This is a genomic window from Cellulomonas soli, assembly GCF_052036975.1.
Classification (GTDB): Bacteria; Actinomycetota; Actinomycetes; order Actinomycetales; family Cellulomonadaceae; genus Cellulomonas; species Cellulomonas soli_A.
The window spans coordinates 40,613-54,864 of the sequence record NZ_JBQIAR010000010.1 but is presented as its reverse complement, the minus strand read 5'-3'; the positions used below and the strand labels follow the sequence as shown (position 1 = coordinate 54,864).

Genomic DNA, 14,252 nt, shown 5'->3' with positions numbered 1-14,252 from the left:
CGTCGGGCGTGGAGGTGTTCCGCCCACGAAGGCCGACAGTCGCCCCGGCCGTCACCGGTCCGCGCGGGGAAGGTCAACGGGCAGGCAGGGCGTCCAGGTCGATGTCGGCGGTCGCGACCAGCACGGCCGGGCCGGCGAGCTCGACGTGTCCGTCCGGGCGCGCCGTGACCCGCACCGTGCCGCCCGGGACGTCCACGAGCCACACGTCGGGCGCACCAGGACCGGCCCACGTGCGGACCGCGAGCGCGGCGGCGCACGCACCGGTCCCGCACGAGCGGGTCTCGCCCACGCCGCGCTCGTGCACGCGCATGCGCACGCGCCCCACCACGGTGCCGTCGTCCATGGTGTGCTCACCGAGCGGGACGACGAGCTCGACGTTCGTGCCGTCGGGCGGGACCGGGGCGACGTCGGGGGCTCGGGTCAGGTCGGCGGCCTCCAGCTCGGCCTCGTCGGCCAGGGCGAGCACGGTGTGCGGGTTGCCGAGATCGACGCTCAGCGCCGCACGCGGCACGTCGAGGCCCGCGACGCGCACCTCGGCGTCCGACCCGGCGTCCGTGGCCCGTTCGCCGCCCGGCAGGAACCAGCGGCCCATGTCCACCGAGTACCAGACCGCGTCGGCCAGACCGTCCGGGACCGGTACGCGGGTCACGCGCCGGACGCCGGCCCGGGTGCCCAGCGCGAGCTCGCCGGCGCCGTCCCACGCGCCGAGGCGCTCGAGGTACGCCGCGAACACCCGCACGCCGTTGCCGCACATCTGCGCGATCGAGCCGTCGGCGTTGCGGTAGTCCATGAACCAGCGCGCTCGCGGTTCGTCAGCCAGCACAGCGGTGCCCTCCGGCAGCGAGGCGCTCGGTGCGACGCGGATGACGCCGTCGCCGCCGAGCCCGGCCCTGCGGTCCGCCAGCGCGCGCACCAGCGGCGCGTCGAGGGCCAGCAGGCCGTCGCGGTCGTCGAGCAGCACGAAGTCGTTCTGCGTGCCGTGGCCCTTGGCCACGGGCAGGTGCCCGGCGGCCAGCGAGCCGGGACCGGGGGGCGTCGAGGTCATGAGCCCAGCGTACGGCGGGGGCTCGGGTCGTCCGTGGCCGGGCCCAGGGTGCCGGCGTCCGCCCGGGAGACCAGATCCAGGGCTCGGGCCAGCAGGTCAGGGTCGCGCGCGTCGAGCCAGTGCACGCGGGGGTCGCGCCCGAACCACCCCATCTGCTTGCGTGCCAGCCGGCGCGTGCCCGCGGCGGTGGCGGCCCGGGCCTCGTCCTGCGTGAGCTCCGCCCGCAGCACGGCGAGCACCTCGGCGTACCCGACGGCCCGCGCGGCTGTCCGTCCGAGCCCCCGCTCGAGCAGCGCCCGGACCTCCTCGACCAGCCCGCGCTCCCACATGCGCTGCACGCGGATCTCGATCCGCTCGTCGAGCACCCCGCGGTCGCAGTCGAGCCCGATCTGCACGGCAGGCACCTCGTACACGTGCTGCGGCAGCGCGGCCGAGTAGGGGCGTCCCGTGAGCGCGATGACCTCCAGGGCCCGCACGATGCGGCGCGCGTTGCGCGGGCCGATGCCTTGGGCGGCGACCGGGTCGAGCGCCTCCAGCTCGGCGTGCAGCGCCCGGGGCCCCTCGCGCTCGACGCGCTCCTCGAGGCTCGCGCGGACGTCGGGGTCCGTGCCGGGGAACTCCATGTGGTCCAGCAGCGCCCGCACGTACAGGCCGGACCCGCCGACGGCGATCGCCCGGGCACCGCGGTCGGCAACCTGGTGCAGGGCCGCACGGGCGCGCGTCTGGTAGTCCGCGACGCTCGCGTCCTGCCACGGCTCCAGCACGTCGAGCAGGTGGTGCGGGACGCCCTCCCGCTCGTCGGGCGTGAGCTTGGCGGTACCGATGTCCATGCCGCGGTACAGCTGCATCGCGTCGGTGTTGACGACCTCGCCACCCAGGGCGTGCGCGAGCGCCAGACCGAGGTCGGACTTGCCGGTGGCGGTGGGGCCGACCAGCGCCACGACCAGGCTCATGCGCTCACCCCCGCGGCGGGCGCCCGCCAGACCAGCACCGCGTGCGCCGCCCCGGCGGGCTCGGCCGACGCCCGCAGGTCCGCCTCGACCGCCTGCTCGACGTCGAGCGTGCCGAGGAGCACCTGCCAGGGCGCCCATCCGGTGACCGCCAGCGCGACCGCGTCCGCGGCAGGGAAGGCTGCCAGCCGTGCGCGGGCCGCCGGGGTCGGCGCGGCCAGGTCGGCCAGCAGGGCGGTGTCCACCGTCGCGGCCCGCGGGTCGTCAGCGAGCGGCGCGTCGGGTCCGTGCCTGCCGCTCAACGAGCCCACCACGACGAACGCCGTCGGTGCACCCGCCACGAGTGCAGCACCCTGCGCGTGCAGCCGGGCGGCAGGTGAGCTCGCGGACACCTCGACCACCTGGACGTCCACCGGGCACCGGACCTGGTGCAGCAGGTGGAGCGCCACCGCCGCCGGCACGCCCGGCACCGGAGCGCCGGACGGTCCCGGCACGGACCAGCCGAGCTGCGCGTCGGGAACCCCCGCCGCGCCGAGCGAGGCCCGGACCGGCCCGTCGAACGTGCGCGGGGCACCGGCCGGGGCGACGACGACGACCCGTTGCGGTCGGGTGCCCACCACCTGGGCCACGGCGCCCAGCGCGGCGTCGCGCAGCTGGGCGACCAGGTCGCCTGCGCGCCCTCCGGCCCCCGGGACGAGCAGTGCCGTGTCGGGCACGAGCGCGGCGGCGGTGAGCATGGCCCGACCGTAGCGGCCGGTCGTCGACCTGACGACATCGCCGCTCGCGCACCGGCACCTGCATCGGCCCGACTGGATCGTGCACGGTCCCTTCGATGCCGTCCGGCAGACGGGTAAGGTCTGGGGCATGGGCCTGTTCCGCGACCGTGCCCGTCGGCTCCTCGGGCGCCCGCCTGCGTCGGCGGCCGAACCCGCCACCGGGTCCGTCACCGACGAGGACCTGCACGAGACCGTCACCCGTGTGCTGGCACGCGAGCTGGGCATCGACACCTCGGGTGACGGCGGTGACGTCCCCCGACCGATCAGCCCCGGGCGCATCGCCGCCTGGATGACCGAGAACGAGTTCAGCTACTTCGTCGACTCCGACGGTGACCTGGGCGGACTGTGGCGGGGACGCCTCTTCTACTTCTTCCTGTTCGGCGAGCAGTCCGAGATCTTGCAGATCCGCGGGCAGTGGCACCGCGAGGTCGCGATCGAGCGCCTCGAGGAGGTGCTCGACCTGTGCAACGAGTGGAACGCCGAACGGATCTGGCCCAAGGCGTACGCACGGGTGCGCGACAACGGGCGTGTCCACGTCATCTCGGAGGTCGCCACCGACCTCGAGCACGGTGCCACCGACGACCAGCTCAGCCAGATGCTCTACTGCGGGCTGTCGACCGGCAGCATGTTCTTCGACTCGCTCGACGAGCGCTACCCGGACCCGGCGGGGGTGGCACCGTGAGCGGGCCCGGCTGGCTGCTGCGCGTGCTCGGCGGGCTGCCCAAGCCCACCAAGGGGCCCGTCGTCGACGACGAGCCGCCGACGCCGCTGACCCGTGAGCGCATCGGGGACTACCTGCTGGGCCGTGGGTACCGCTTCGTCATCGACGACGACGGCGACCTCACCGGCACCTGGGACGGGTCGCGGTTCTGGTTCCTCACGCTCGGCGAGCACCAGGAGATCCTGCAGGTGCGCGGACGGTGGCACCGCTCGCTGCCGCTGGAGCAGCGCGCCGCGGTGACCCTCGCGCTCAACGACTGGAACCGCGAACGGATCTGGCCCAAGGCGTACCTGCGCGAGGAGGACGGCCTGCTCGCGCTCTACAGCGAGGTGTCGGCCGACCTGGAGCCGGGCGTCAACGAGGTGCAGCTCGCCCAGCTGCTGGCGTGCGGGCTGGGCACCGGGGTGCAGATGTTCTCAGCGCTGGAGGCCATGCTGCCCTCCGACGACGCGCCGCCCGCGGACGTGCCGGACAACTGACCGCGGCGGGCTCCGGTGGCACGTACGCACCACCGGAGCCGACCGGTCACAGACCGCCGAGCACCTGCCCGAGCAGGATCTTGGTGATCATCGCGGCCGGGTACACCAGCGCGTAGCCGAGGGCGACCCGCGAGTCGTACGACGTGCGCCCGTTCGCGTAGGCCAGCACGGCCGGCTGCGTCTGGGCACCGGCCACGATCCCGGCCAACCTCGGCCCACTCACCTTGAACGCCCGGCGCAGCACCACGTACAGCCCGATGCCCACGACGCTGGTGATCACGAAGCCCAGCAGCAGGATGCGGATCCACTCCCCGGACTCGAACGCCTCACCGATCTGCGCCCCGGCACGCGTCCCTGCCTGCGCGAGGAAGAACAGCAGACCGAGCTCACCCATGGCATTCGCCGCGGTGCTGGGCATGCTGGTCACGAACGAGCCGATGCGCCCGATGCGGCCCAGCACCAGACCCACGATGAGCGACCCGGCGGCCGAGCCGATCGCGATCGTGTGCTCACCCACGGGGAACGTCGTCGCACCGATCACCACACCCAGCGCGATGCCCAGACCCAGCACCACCGGGGTGATGTCGGACAGGCCCCGAGCGGAGTCGCCGAAGAACGCCGAGATCTCCGCCATACGGTCAGGCGGACCCACGACCCGTACCCGGTCGCCGAGCTGCAGGTGGAAGTCGTCGGTGGCGACCATGTCGACGTCGCCGCGACGCACCCGCGAGACCGTCGCGCCGAACCGCTCGTTGAGCCGCAGCTCGGCCACCGTGCGGCCCGCGGCCCGCGCGTTGGAGATCGTGATGCGGCGCAGGTCCAGGTACGAACGGTCCGCCTCCAGGTGGTGCGAGGACGCGTGACCGAGCTCCTCGGTGACGGCCTGCACGTCGCACAGCGGGCCGACGACCGTGACCAGGTCGTCACGCAGCAACGTGTCGGTGTCACCGGCGGTGTGCACCGGCGCGCTCTCCCCGTGCCGCAACCGGGAGAACGTCACCCGGTCGCCGTGCCGCGCCTCGACGTCCCGGATGCTCGGCTCCGTACCGACCTCGACCCGCACCGTGCGGTTGACCAGCACCGGCGGGGCGTCGTCGTCCGTCCCGCTGCGGCGCAACGCGAACGTGACGACCACGAGCATGCCGATCACGCCGTACAGGTACGTCACGGCGTACCCGACGGTCGGGCCGTCCGGGTCACCGGCGGCCTCACGCGCGGCGGCGAGCGCCGGCGTGTTCGTCACGGCCCCGGCGAACGCACCGGCCACCACGGCGGGTGACAGATCGAGCCAGGCACCGACGACCACGGCCACACCGGCCCCCAGGGCCAGTACGCCGACCATGGCCGCCAGCAGACGCAGGCTGCGGCGCAGCGAGGAGAAGAAGGTGGCACCCGAGACGATGCCGACCGAGAACGTGAACAGGGCGAGCCCGAGGGTGCCCAACTCCTCCGGCAGCTCGAGATCCACCCCCCGGTGAGCGCCGTAGGCGCTGACGGCGATGGCGAGGAAGAGGACGGCCGCGGCACCCAGCCCGACACCCTTGACCTTCAGGTGACCGATCAGCGATCCGGCACCGATGAGGAAGAAGAGCAGCAGGACAGGCTGTTGAGCGGCACTCAGCACAACGTTGGGCATGAGGTACTCCTGTGACGGAGAGAACAGTCGTGCCCCATGAAAGACCCCTCCGCGGCGGACACCTGGTCCGAAAGACCCAGGCGCGCGCCTCGTCAGGCCACCGGCAGAGCGCGACCGATCGTCGGCAGCCCGAGACTGACCGGCCCGGCGGGCTGCGGCGTGCCACACCCGGCGTCCGTCCCGCCGTGCGCGTGGTCGTCCGCACCGGCCTGCCGACGCGCCCACGCGTCCCCTGCGCGCGTGCGACGGACCGCGAACGCGCCACCGTCGACCAGTGCGGAGTCCGCCACGAGATGGTGCGGCGCCGCATGGGTCACGCTCACCGTCACCAGGTCACCGGGTCGCGGAGCCTCGTGCGCCGGCAGGCCGTCCGGCAGCGAGAGGTGCACCAGCCGGTTGTCCGCCGCGCGCCCCGACAGACGGGCCGTCGCGCCGTCCTTGCGGCCCTCGCCCTCGGCCACGAGCACCTCGATCGTGCGACCGACCTGTGCCCGGTTCTCCTCCAGCGAGACACGCTCCTGCAGCGCGACCAGCCGCTCGTACCGCTCCTGCACCACGGCCTTGGGCAGCTGGTCGGGCAGGTCCGCCGCGGGCGTGCCCGGACGCGGGGAGTACTGGAACGTGAACGCCGAGGAGAACCGTGCAGCCTCCACGACCCGCAGCGTCTGCGCGAAGTCCTCCTCGGTCTCCCCCGGGAACCCGACGATGACGTCCGTGGTGATCGCCGCATCCGGCATGGCCGCGCGAACCCGGTCGAGGATGCCCAGGAACCGCTCCGCACGGTACGACCGGCGCATCGCCCGCAGCATGCGGTCAGAACCGGACTGCAGCGGCATGTGCAGCTGCGGCATCACGGTCGACGTGGCCGCCATGGCCTCGATGACGTCGTCGGTGAACGCCGCCGGGTGCGGTGAGGTGAAACGCAGGCGTTCGAGCCCCTCGACCGCGCCGGCCGCGCGCAACAGCTTGGCGAAGGCTCCCCTGTCGCCGAACTCGACGCCGTAGGAGTTCACGTTCTGGCCCAGCAGGGTCACCTCGATCGCGCCCTGGGCGACGAGCGCCTCGACCTCCGCGAGGATCTCGCCGGGCCGCCGGTCACGCTCCTTGCCGCGCAGGTGCGGCACGATGCAGAACGTGCACGTGTTGTTGCAGCCCACCGAGATGGACACCCAGCCGGCGTAGACCGACTCACGCCGTGTGGGCAGCGTGGAGGGGAAGACCTGCAACGACTCGGCGATCTCGACCTCGGCCCGCGCGTTGTGCCGCGCACGTTCGAGCAGCACCGGCAGCACGTCCAGGTTGTGCGTGCCGAACACGACGTCCACCCAGGGCGCCCGGTCGACGATGCCCGCACGGTCCTTCTGCGCCAGACACCCGCCCACCGCGATCTGCATGCCGGGGCGGGCACGCTTGGCACGGGCGAGCCGACCCAGGTTGCCGTACAGCTTGTCGGCCGCGTTCTCCCGGACCGCGCACGTGTTGATCACGATGACGTCGGCGTCCTCGACGGCCGCGTGCGCAGCGTCGGCCGCCACGTACCCGGCCTGCTCGAGCATGCCCGCCATGTGCTCGGAGTCGTGCACGTTCATCTGGCAGCCCAAGGTCTTGACCAGGTAGGTGCGCGCACGGGCGAGGCCGACGGGCGCGGCGGACGCGGCGGACGCGGCCTCCGGTGCGGTGGTCGAGGCGGCAGGCGAGGGCGTGGTGGTGGACATCACCGTCAAGGGTAAGGCGCGGTGCGCGCGGTACCGTCAGCCCGCGGTGGCGCTCGCGCGCAGCTCGCGCACGACCGTGACCTTGATCTCCCCCGGGTAGGTCAGGTCGGCTTCGATGTGCCGGGCGATCGCCACGGCCAGCTGCGGCATCGCGTGGTCGTCCACCTCGGACGGCTCGACGACGACCCGCACCTCGCGCCCGGCGGCCATCGCCAGCGCACGGCGGACCCCGGCGTGCGCCGTGACCAGCGCCTCGAGCTTGTCCATCCGTTCGACGTACTGGTCGAGCTCCTCCCGGCGGGCACCGGGCCGGGCGGCCGAGACGGCGTCAGCCGCCTGGACCAGCACCGCCTCGACGGTCGTGGGGGCCACCTCGTCGTGGTGCGCCTCGATGGCGTTGACCACCGCCGCCGACTCCCCCGCCCGCCGGGCGAGGTTCGCCCCGACGTGCGCGTGCGTACCGGGCAGCTCGGCGGTCAGCGCCTTGCCGATGTCGTGCAGGAAGGCACCCCGGCGCGCGACCTCGACGTCCGCACCCACCTCGGCTGCGAGCGTCGCCGCGAGCAGCGCGCACTCGACCAGGTGCTCGAGCACGTTCTGGCCGTAGGACGTGCGCAGCCGCAACCGACCGATCGTGCGCACCAGGTCGGGGTGCAGCCCGGCGACCCCCGCGCGCTCGGCCGCCTCGTGACCCGCCGCGACGGTCCGCTCCTCGGCACCGGCCACTGCCTCGGCGTACGCCGCCTCGATCCGCTGCGGGTGGATACGCCCGTCGGCCATCAGCGCCTCGAGCGTCACCTGCGCCAGCTCGCGGCGCTCGGCGTCGAAGCACGAGAGCACGACCGCGTCCGGCTGGTCGTCGACAAGCACGTTCACGCCGGTCAGCGCCTCGAAGGCCCGGATGTTGCGGCCCTCCTTGCCGATGATGCGGCCCTTCATCTCCTCCGAGGGCAGAGGGAGGACGGTGATGGCCAGCTGGGCGCTCGTGGGTACCGCGGCCCGCTGGACCGCCGTGGCGATGATCCGTCGGGCCTTGGCGTCAGCCGTGCGGCGCGCCTGGGCCTCGGTGCGCCGTACCTGCGCGGCCGCGTCGTTGGCCGCCTGCTCGGTCATCCGCCGGGCCAGCTCGGACCTCGCCTCCTCGGCCGCGAGCCCACCGAGCTGCTCGAGCTCGGCGCGCGCCTCCTGCTCGGCCTGGACGATCAGGGCCATGGCCTCCTGCTCGGAGCGCGCCAGCCTCTGCTCGGCGGTTCGCTCGGCGTCCTCGAGCCGTCGTTGCGCCGCTCGGTCGGCCTCCAGCGCCGACTCCCACTTCTCGCGCGCACGGCGCTCGTGCTCGGTGGCGGCAGCCAGCTCGGCCGCCGTCGCCTGCTCACGCTCGACGGCACGCGCCTCGCGCCGCTCCGCGTGCGCCAGCTTGGCGCTTGCCTCCTCCTTGATCGAGGCGACGTCCTTGGCGGCCTGCTCGCGCTGCGCTGCGGCCTCCCGGCGAGCCACCACCACGAGCAGGAGCGCGACGAGGCACACGCCGAGCAGACCGATGACCGTCCCGATGTCCTGCGGCAGGTCCACGGGGCCTCCGATGCTCGTCACGCGTGATGCCCGGCTCAGGCGTGAGCCGGGTGCGTCCGACATTGTCACCTACGGGCACGGCCCGGGTGCGGACCTGTGCCGCAGGTACGCGCAGGGCCGAATCGCAGGGGTGAGCCCCGCTCAGTCGACCGCCCCGGGCACCCCCTGGTCGTCGGCGCCCTCGCGGGCGAGCTCTTCGCGCACCAGATGCGCGACAAGACCCGCGCCGTAGCCCTTACGACCCAGGGCGGCGTACGTGCGGCGGGCACGCACCTGCGGGTCGAGGCCCCTCGTGCCGGCCAGCTTGCGGCGCACCAGGGCCCGGGCGGCGGACTCCTCGTCGGCGTCCTCCACCTGGGTCAGTGCCTGACCGGCTGTCTCCTCGTCGACGCCCCGACGCCGCAGCTCGACGGCCAGGGCGCGGCGCGACATGCCTCGTTCGGCATGCCGTGTCCGCACGAGCATCCGCGCGTACTCGGCGTCGTCCACCAGGCCCACCTCGGTGAAGCGGTCCAGCACGCGGTCGGCGACGTCCTCAGGCACGTCCCGGCGGGCCATCGCCTCGGCGAGCTGCGCACGGCTGCGCGGCGCCGCGGTCAGCATGCGCAGCGCGATCGCCCGCGCAACCGACTCGGGGTCCGGTTCCTTGTCCTGGGCGGCGGCCCCTGCCGGGGGCGGCTCGTCAGCCGGCCGCCCCCGTCGTCCTTGACGCACGGTCGATCAGAAGTCGACCGGAGCTGCCCCGTCCGCGGGCGCGTCCAGCCGCGCCCCGATCCCGAGCTTCTCCTTGATCTTCTTGTCGATCTCGTCGGCCAGATCGGGGTTGTCGCGCAGGAACTTGCGCGCGTTCTCCTTGCCCTGACCCAGCTGGTCGCCCTCGTACGTGTACCAGGCACCGGACTTGCGCACGAAGCCATGCTCCACGCCCATGTCGATGAGGCTGCCCTCGCGGGAGATGCCGACCCCGTACAGGATGTCGAACTCGGCCTGCTTGAACGGCGGGGCCATCTTGTTCTTCACGATCTTCACGCGGGTGCGGTTGCCGACAGCGTCGGTGCCCTCCTTGAGGGTCTCGATGCGGCGGATGTCCATACGGACCGAGGCGTAGAACTTCAGCGCCTTTCCACCGGTGGTCGTCTCCGGTGAACCGAAGAACACGCCGATCTTCTCGCGGAGCTGGTTGATGAAGATGGCCGTGGTGCCCGAGGCGTTCAGCGCACCGGTGATCTTGCGCAGGGCCTGCGACATCAACCGGGCCTGCAGACCGACATGGCTGTCACCCATCTCGCCCTCGATCTCGGCCTTGGGCACGAGAGCGGCGACGGAGTCGATGACGACGATGTCGATCGCGCCGGAGCGGATCAGCATGTCCATGATCTCGAGCGCCTGCTCGCCGGTGTCCGGCTGCGAGACGAGCAGCGCATCGGTGTCGACGCCGAGCTTCTTGGCGTACTCCGGGTCCAGCGCGTGCTCGGCGTCGATGAACGCCGCGATCCCGCCGGCCCGCTGGGCGTTGGCGACCGCGTGCAGCGCGACCGTCGTCTTGCCGGAGGACTCCGGGCCGTAGATCTCCACGACGCGTCCGCGCGGGAGGCCACCGATGCCCAGCGCGACGTCCAGCGCGATCGAGCCGGTGGGGATCACCTCGACGGGGGCGCGCCCGTCGTCGCCGAGGCGCATGATCGAGCCCTTGCCGAACTGGCGGTCGATCTGGCTGAGAGCGGCCTCGAGTGCCTTCTCGCGGTCCTGGGGTGCGGCCATGTCATGTACCTCGTCTGCTCGTGGCAGCGTGCGCTGCGCCTGCGGGGGCTGGTCTGCGTCGTCGCGGGTGACGGTATGCCCGACCACCGACATCCCTGCGGCGCCCACCCCTGTCCCCGGAACCCCGGTCGGACCGGAGGGGCTGGGGGCGGCTCGCCGTCGTCACCCGTGCGCACCACGCTACCCGAACACCTGTTCGATGTCGCGTGTCCGCGACGCGTGTCGCCACCGCACCAGCGCTAGCGGAGCACGACCGCCTCGCCCGGCTCGAGCACGGGCACCAGGCAGTGCGGCGCCAACCTTGTCATCGCATGGGCGAACGCCCGCCCGCCACGGTCCATCCAGCCCGGCGGCAGCCTCCGGCTCGCCGGGGCGTGCAACGTGCCCCAGTGCACCGGGATCGCCGCTCGTACCCCGACCGACGCGCACACCTGCGCCGCCTGGACCGGGTCCATGTGCCCGCCCGACAACCGCGGACCCCACCCCCCTACCGGGACCAGCGCCAGGTCGATCGGTCGGCCCAGCAGCGCCGGCAGGGACGCCATCGACGCGTACGGCTCGGTGTCTCCGGCGAACCACACCGTCAACGACGGGGAGTCGAGCAGGAACCCGTTCGCCGAGTTCGGCCGGTGCGGCATCGGCCGGTGGCCGTGCACGGCGGGAACCACCCGGACCCGCAGCGCAGACCCCGGCGCCCCGGGCGACGAGGGCGGGGACCACCAGTGCTCGTCGTGCACGCCCACCGCGCCGCGCACGCCGTGACCGCGCAGCCAGTGCGCGTTGGCCGGGGCGGACAGCACCGGCGCGTCCCCCAGCTGCCGCAAGGACCCGAGCTCGGCGTGGTCGTGGTGCAGGTGGGAGACCAGCACCACGTCCGGGTCCTGCCAGTGCTCGCGGACCGGGGCAGCCCCCCGGCGCCGCAGCAGACCGGCGTGCTCGCGCAGCAGCGGGTCGGTGAGCACCCGGACACCGTCGAGGTCGAGCACCGTGCTCGCATGCCCGAGCCACCGCACCACCGCCGTGCCGCCCGGGAGCAGGGCCTCGCCCGCCCTCGATGCCCCGGTGGCCTCGTCGCCGCGGGTGGCCGGCGCGGCGTCGTCTCGACTGCTCACGTTCGGATCCCTGCCTTCCGCAACCACCGGACGAGCTGGCGGTGCACCTGCTCGGCCCCCACCATCATCGTGCGCTCCCCGACACGTTCCAGCAGGTCGGCGTCGAGCTCCCAGTCGGCCGGGTGCAGCACGAACGCCTCGTTCTGGTCGCCGCCAAGACCGCCGTGCGACCCGATCTGCCCCTCGAACGCGTGCACGTGCCGAGCCCCGACCGGCCCCGAGACAGCCGAGACGACCAGCAGGTCGCCCGTGTGCGCCAGCCGTGCGGCGCGGGCCAGGTCGGCGCGCGCCCGCGGACCGTACGGCGCCAACGGGTCCTGACCCTGGGCAGGCACCTCGTCGTCCTCGAGGTGCACGACGCCCTGCGACCCGACGGCCACCAGCCCGCGCGTGCGGGTGTCGACCACGACGACGCCCACCGCGTCCAGTGCGACGAGCCCGCCGACCAGACCGGGCCAGCGCTCGTGCAGGTCCTCCAGCGCCAGGGGCCGATCACTGCGGGGAAACCAGACGAGCCCGAGGTTCCCCGACGCGGCCACGACCACCTCGGGCAGCTGCTCGAGGGCGGGTCCCGCGCCTGCCCCGCCGACCGTCGGCGCCCCGGCCCCCTCGGCGGGCGTGTCCGCCACGCCGCGTCGTCCTCGCTCGTCGTGCCCACGCCCCACGCCCGGTCTCGAGGTCAGCGCCGACAGGAACGCGTTGAACGGACCCCACTGCTCGCCGTCGGCGGACTGCAGCCCCGGCGCGTGCGGCTCAGCCATGAGCGTGCGCACCACGTCGAGCAGGCTGCGGCCCTCGACCTGCTCGAACGTGGCGCCCAGCGCCTGCCCGTGGTCGGACAGGACGACCACGCGATACGCCCGCGGGGCGACCTCCACGACCTTCTCCAGGATGCCCAGAACCCGGTCGACGCCCTCGAGCGCACGCAGCGACTCGGGTCGGGTCGGCCCCGCGTGGTGCGCGATCTCGTCGTAGTCGACCAGGTCCACGAAGACCGTCGGGTCTCCCCGCACGAGGGCCTCGGCCACCAAGGAGGTGTTCAGGTCGCGCAGCAGCACGTTCGTCACACCCCGCAGCACCACGAACCAGCCTCCGCGCGAGATGCGCGGCCGCACGTCACGGACCCGCTGCCGACGCGCCTGGTAGAGCTCCTTGACCATCTCGCCCACGGACAGGCCCACCGCACGGGTCAGCACGAACGGACCGGCGAAGAACCGGACGAACGAGGGACCCGGGCCGAACCCGGCACGCTCCCCCCGGCTGCCTCGCGTCCGTGTGCGGCTCATCACCAGGTACGCACGGGCCGCGTCCCCGCTGAACATCGTCGAGATCGCCGTCCCACCCCCGGCCAGCAGGCCCTGGCCGTCCGCGACCCGCCGCTCGACGAGGGCGGCGTCGGCCGGGTGGTTGGTGACCACGAGCCGACCGAGTCCGCGATCCCACCAGCGGAAGGCCGGGACGACCGAGGAGTCGCCGTGCAGCAGGCCCGCCTGGCTGGCCGGCGTCGTCGACGGGACGCGTGCCCACCAGGGCGACCACACGTACTCGCCGCTCGACACCCACCGCTGCATGGTCGGCGCCAGCCCGGCCTCCATGGCCCCCGCCAGCACCGGGGCACCGACCCCGTCGAGCTGGACGACGAGCAGACCGGGAGGGCGCCCGTCGCCGAGCGGCGGATCGTCCGGCAGCGTGCCCGCCCGCCGCGCGTGGGCGCGCGCGCGGCGCAGCACGTCCGCGATGACGTACTCGGAGTCGTTGGCACCCCACAGCCAGCGCCCGGCAGCCATCACGGCGCCGGTGACCACGAGCACCTCGACGACGCTCCAGGTGTCTGCCACGTGCAGACCCGGCACGACCGACAGCGCCACCCACGTCAGCACCACCTGGCCGGCAAGACCCGCCACCAGGGCACCGACAGCCCCTGCCACCGAGGCCAGGACACGCAACGCCGGGCGCAGCAGCGCGTCGCCGACGCCGACGACCACGGCTGCCAGGAGCACCGACCAGGGTTGTTGCGCGCTGGCCCCGTCGACCACCGCGATCGCCACCCCCAGACCGACGGCCGTGGTCAGCAGACCCACACCCGCGTCGCCCACGTCCTGCAGCGTCGGCCGCCAGGTCCGGGGGCGTACCACCGCGTGGCCGTCGGCGTCGGGCGCCGAACCTGCCGCGGGCACGTGCGCGGCGGGCGGTTCGGGCCCCTGCGGGTTCACCGCCGCGGAGGAGCGGGGCGTCGACCGTCGGCACCCCACCGTGCGCGGTCCGGCACGCCGAGCGCGTCGCACAGCGCGTGCCACGCCGCACGCGGCTCGACGTCGTCCTCGAGCGCCTGGACGACGGTGCGCTGGTCGAGCGCGTCGAGCACGAGCTCGCGGGCGAGCACCCGACCGTTGGCGCTGCCCAGCACCTCGTCGACCAGCTCCCAGAACTCGCGATTCCTCACAGCGCACAGCCTGCCATCGCTGGGCGGTCGAGGTGACCGGAG

The 14,252-nt window shown here is 73.7% G+C and carries 13 protein-coding genes; 2 read left to right on the top strand and 11 right to left on the bottom strand.

All coding sequences use genetic code 11. The features are described from left to right. Nucleotides 1-73 precede the first annotated feature (73 nt). The 3 genes from dapF to ACTHAM_RS11775 are packed head-to-tail and all read right to left on the bottom strand — an operon-like array spanning nt 74 to nt 2,732. A complete protein-coding gene (gene dapF, locus ACTHAM_RS11785; RefSeq protein ID WP_440687626.1) occupies nt 74-1,045 on the bottom strand; it encodes a diaminopimelate epimerase in 972 nt (323 codons plus the stop codon). Next, nucleotides 1,042-1,998 (bottom strand): tRNA (adenosine(37)-N6)-dimethylallyltransferase MiaA, encoded by a 957-nt coding sequence (miaA, locus tag ACTHAM_RS11780; protein WP_440687625.1) that lies wholly within the window; start codon nt 1,996-1,998, stop codon nt 1,042-1,044. Before miaA ends, dapF begins: the two co-directional genes overlap by 4 nt. Further along, a complete protein-coding gene (locus ACTHAM_RS11775) occupies nt 1,995-2,732 on the bottom strand; it encodes a hypothetical protein (RefSeq protein ID WP_440687623.1) in 738 nt (245 codons plus the stop codon). The genes miaA and ACTHAM_RS11775 overlap by 4 nt, the downstream gene beginning before the upstream one ends. Nucleotides 2,733-2,859: 127 nt before the next feature. Between ACTHAM_RS11775 and ACTHAM_RS11770 the strand changes: the two genes are divergently transcribed. Together ACTHAM_RS11770 and ACTHAM_RS11765 are read left to right on the top strand one after the other, a co-directional pair. Next, nucleotides 2,860-3,453 (top strand): YbjN domain-containing protein, encoded by a 594-nt coding sequence (locus ACTHAM_RS11770; RefSeq protein WP_440687621.1) that lies wholly within the window; start codon nt 2,860-2,862, stop codon nt 3,451-3,453. Then, nucleotides 3,450-3,971, top strand: a complete 522-nt coding sequence (locus ACTHAM_RS11765; RefSeq protein WP_440687619.1) for a YbjN domain-containing protein — start codon at nt 3,450-3,452, stop codon at nt 3,969-3,971. Before ACTHAM_RS11770 ends, ACTHAM_RS11765 begins: the two co-directional genes overlap by 4 nt. A 46-nt stretch (nt 3,972-4,017) precedes the next feature. Here ACTHAM_RS11765 and ACTHAM_RS11760 read toward each other — a convergent pair whose 3' ends face one another. From ACTHAM_RS11760 to ACTHAM_RS11725, 8 genes are all read right to left on the bottom strand, one after another. Then, entirely contained in the window at nt 4,018-5,607 is a 1,590-nt protein-coding gene (locus ACTHAM_RS11760) for an aspartate:alanine exchanger family transporter (RefSeq protein ID WP_440687617.1), read from the bottom strand. 92 nt (nt 5,608-5,699) lie between these two features. Beyond that, nucleotides 5,700-7,322, bottom strand: a complete 1,623-nt coding sequence (miaB, locus tag ACTHAM_RS11755) for a tRNA (N6-isopentenyl adenosine(37)-C2)-methylthiotransferase MiaB (protein WP_440687615.1) — start codon at nt 7,320-7,322, stop codon at nt 5,700-5,702. 36 nt (nt 7,323-7,358) lie between these two features. Continuing rightward, the gene (rny, locus tag ACTHAM_RS11750; protein ID WP_440687613.1) at nt 7,359-8,915 is read right to left on the bottom strand and encodes a ribonuclease Y; all 1,557 of its coding nucleotides are present in this window, start codon (nt 8,913-8,915) and stop codon (nt 7,359-7,361) included. A 120-nt stretch (nt 8,916-9,035) separates the two neighbouring features. Further along, nucleotides 9,036-9,608, bottom strand: a complete 573-nt coding sequence (locus tag ACTHAM_RS11745; protein ID WP_440687611.1) for a regulatory protein RecX — start codon at nt 9,606-9,608, stop codon at nt 9,036-9,038. A 6-nt stretch (nt 9,609-9,614) separates the two neighbouring features. Beyond that, the gene (gene recA, locus ACTHAM_RS11740) at nt 9,615-10,655 is read right to left on the bottom strand and encodes a recombinase RecA (protein WP_440687609.1); all 1,041 of its coding nucleotides are present in this window, start codon (nt 10,653-10,655) and stop codon (nt 9,615-9,617) included. Between the two features lie 239 nt (nt 10,656-10,894). After that, on the bottom strand, nt 10,895-11,767 hold the full coding sequence (locus ACTHAM_RS11735; RefSeq protein WP_440687607.1) for an MBL fold metallo-hydrolase: 873 nt from the start codon (nt 11,765-11,767) through the stop codon (nt 10,895-10,897). Then, on the bottom strand, nt 11,764-13,980 hold the full coding sequence (locus ACTHAM_RS11730; protein WP_440687605.1) for an alkaline phosphatase family protein: 2,217 nt from the start codon (nt 13,978-13,980) through the stop codon (nt 11,764-11,766). Before ACTHAM_RS11730 ends, ACTHAM_RS11735 begins: the two co-directional genes overlap by 4 nt. Next, nucleotides 13,977-14,210 (bottom strand): DUF3046 domain-containing protein, encoded by a 234-nt coding sequence (locus ACTHAM_RS11725; protein WP_440687603.1) that lies wholly within the window; start codon nt 14,208-14,210, stop codon nt 13,977-13,979. The genes ACTHAM_RS11730 and ACTHAM_RS11725 overlap by 4 nt, the downstream gene beginning before the upstream one ends. Nucleotides 14,211-14,252 lie beyond the last annotated feature (42 nt).

Excerpts from the sequence above, each read along its gene's own strand:
- ACTHAM_RS11775 (WP_440687623.1), bottom strand. The coding sequence starts at position 2,732 with ATGCTCACCGCCGCCGCGCTCGTGCCCGACACGGCACTGCTCGTCCCG.
- miaB (WP_440687615.1), bottom strand. The coding sequence starts at position 7,322 with ATGTCCACCACCACGCCCTCGCCTGCCGCCTCGACCACCGCACCGGAG.
- miaA (WP_440687625.1), bottom strand. The coding sequence starts at position 1,998 with ATGAGCCTGGTCGTGGCGCTGGTCGGCCCCACCGCCACCGGCAAGTCC.
- ACTHAM_RS11770 (WP_440687621.1), top strand. The coding sequence starts at position 2,860 with ATGGGCCTGTTCCGCGACCGTGCCCGTCGGCTCCTCGGGCGCCCGCCT.
- recA (WP_440687609.1), bottom strand. The coding sequence starts at position 10,655 with ATGGCCGCACCCCAGGACCGCGAGAAGGCACTCGAGGCCGCTCTCAGC.
- dapF (WP_440687626.1), bottom strand. The coding sequence starts at position 1,045 with ATGACCTCGACGCCCCCCGGTCCCGGCTCGCTGGCCGCCGGGCACCTG.
- ACTHAM_RS11760 (WP_440687617.1), bottom strand. The coding sequence starts at position 5,607 with ATGCCCAACGTTGTGCTGAGTGCCGCTCAACAGCCTGTCCTGCTGCTC.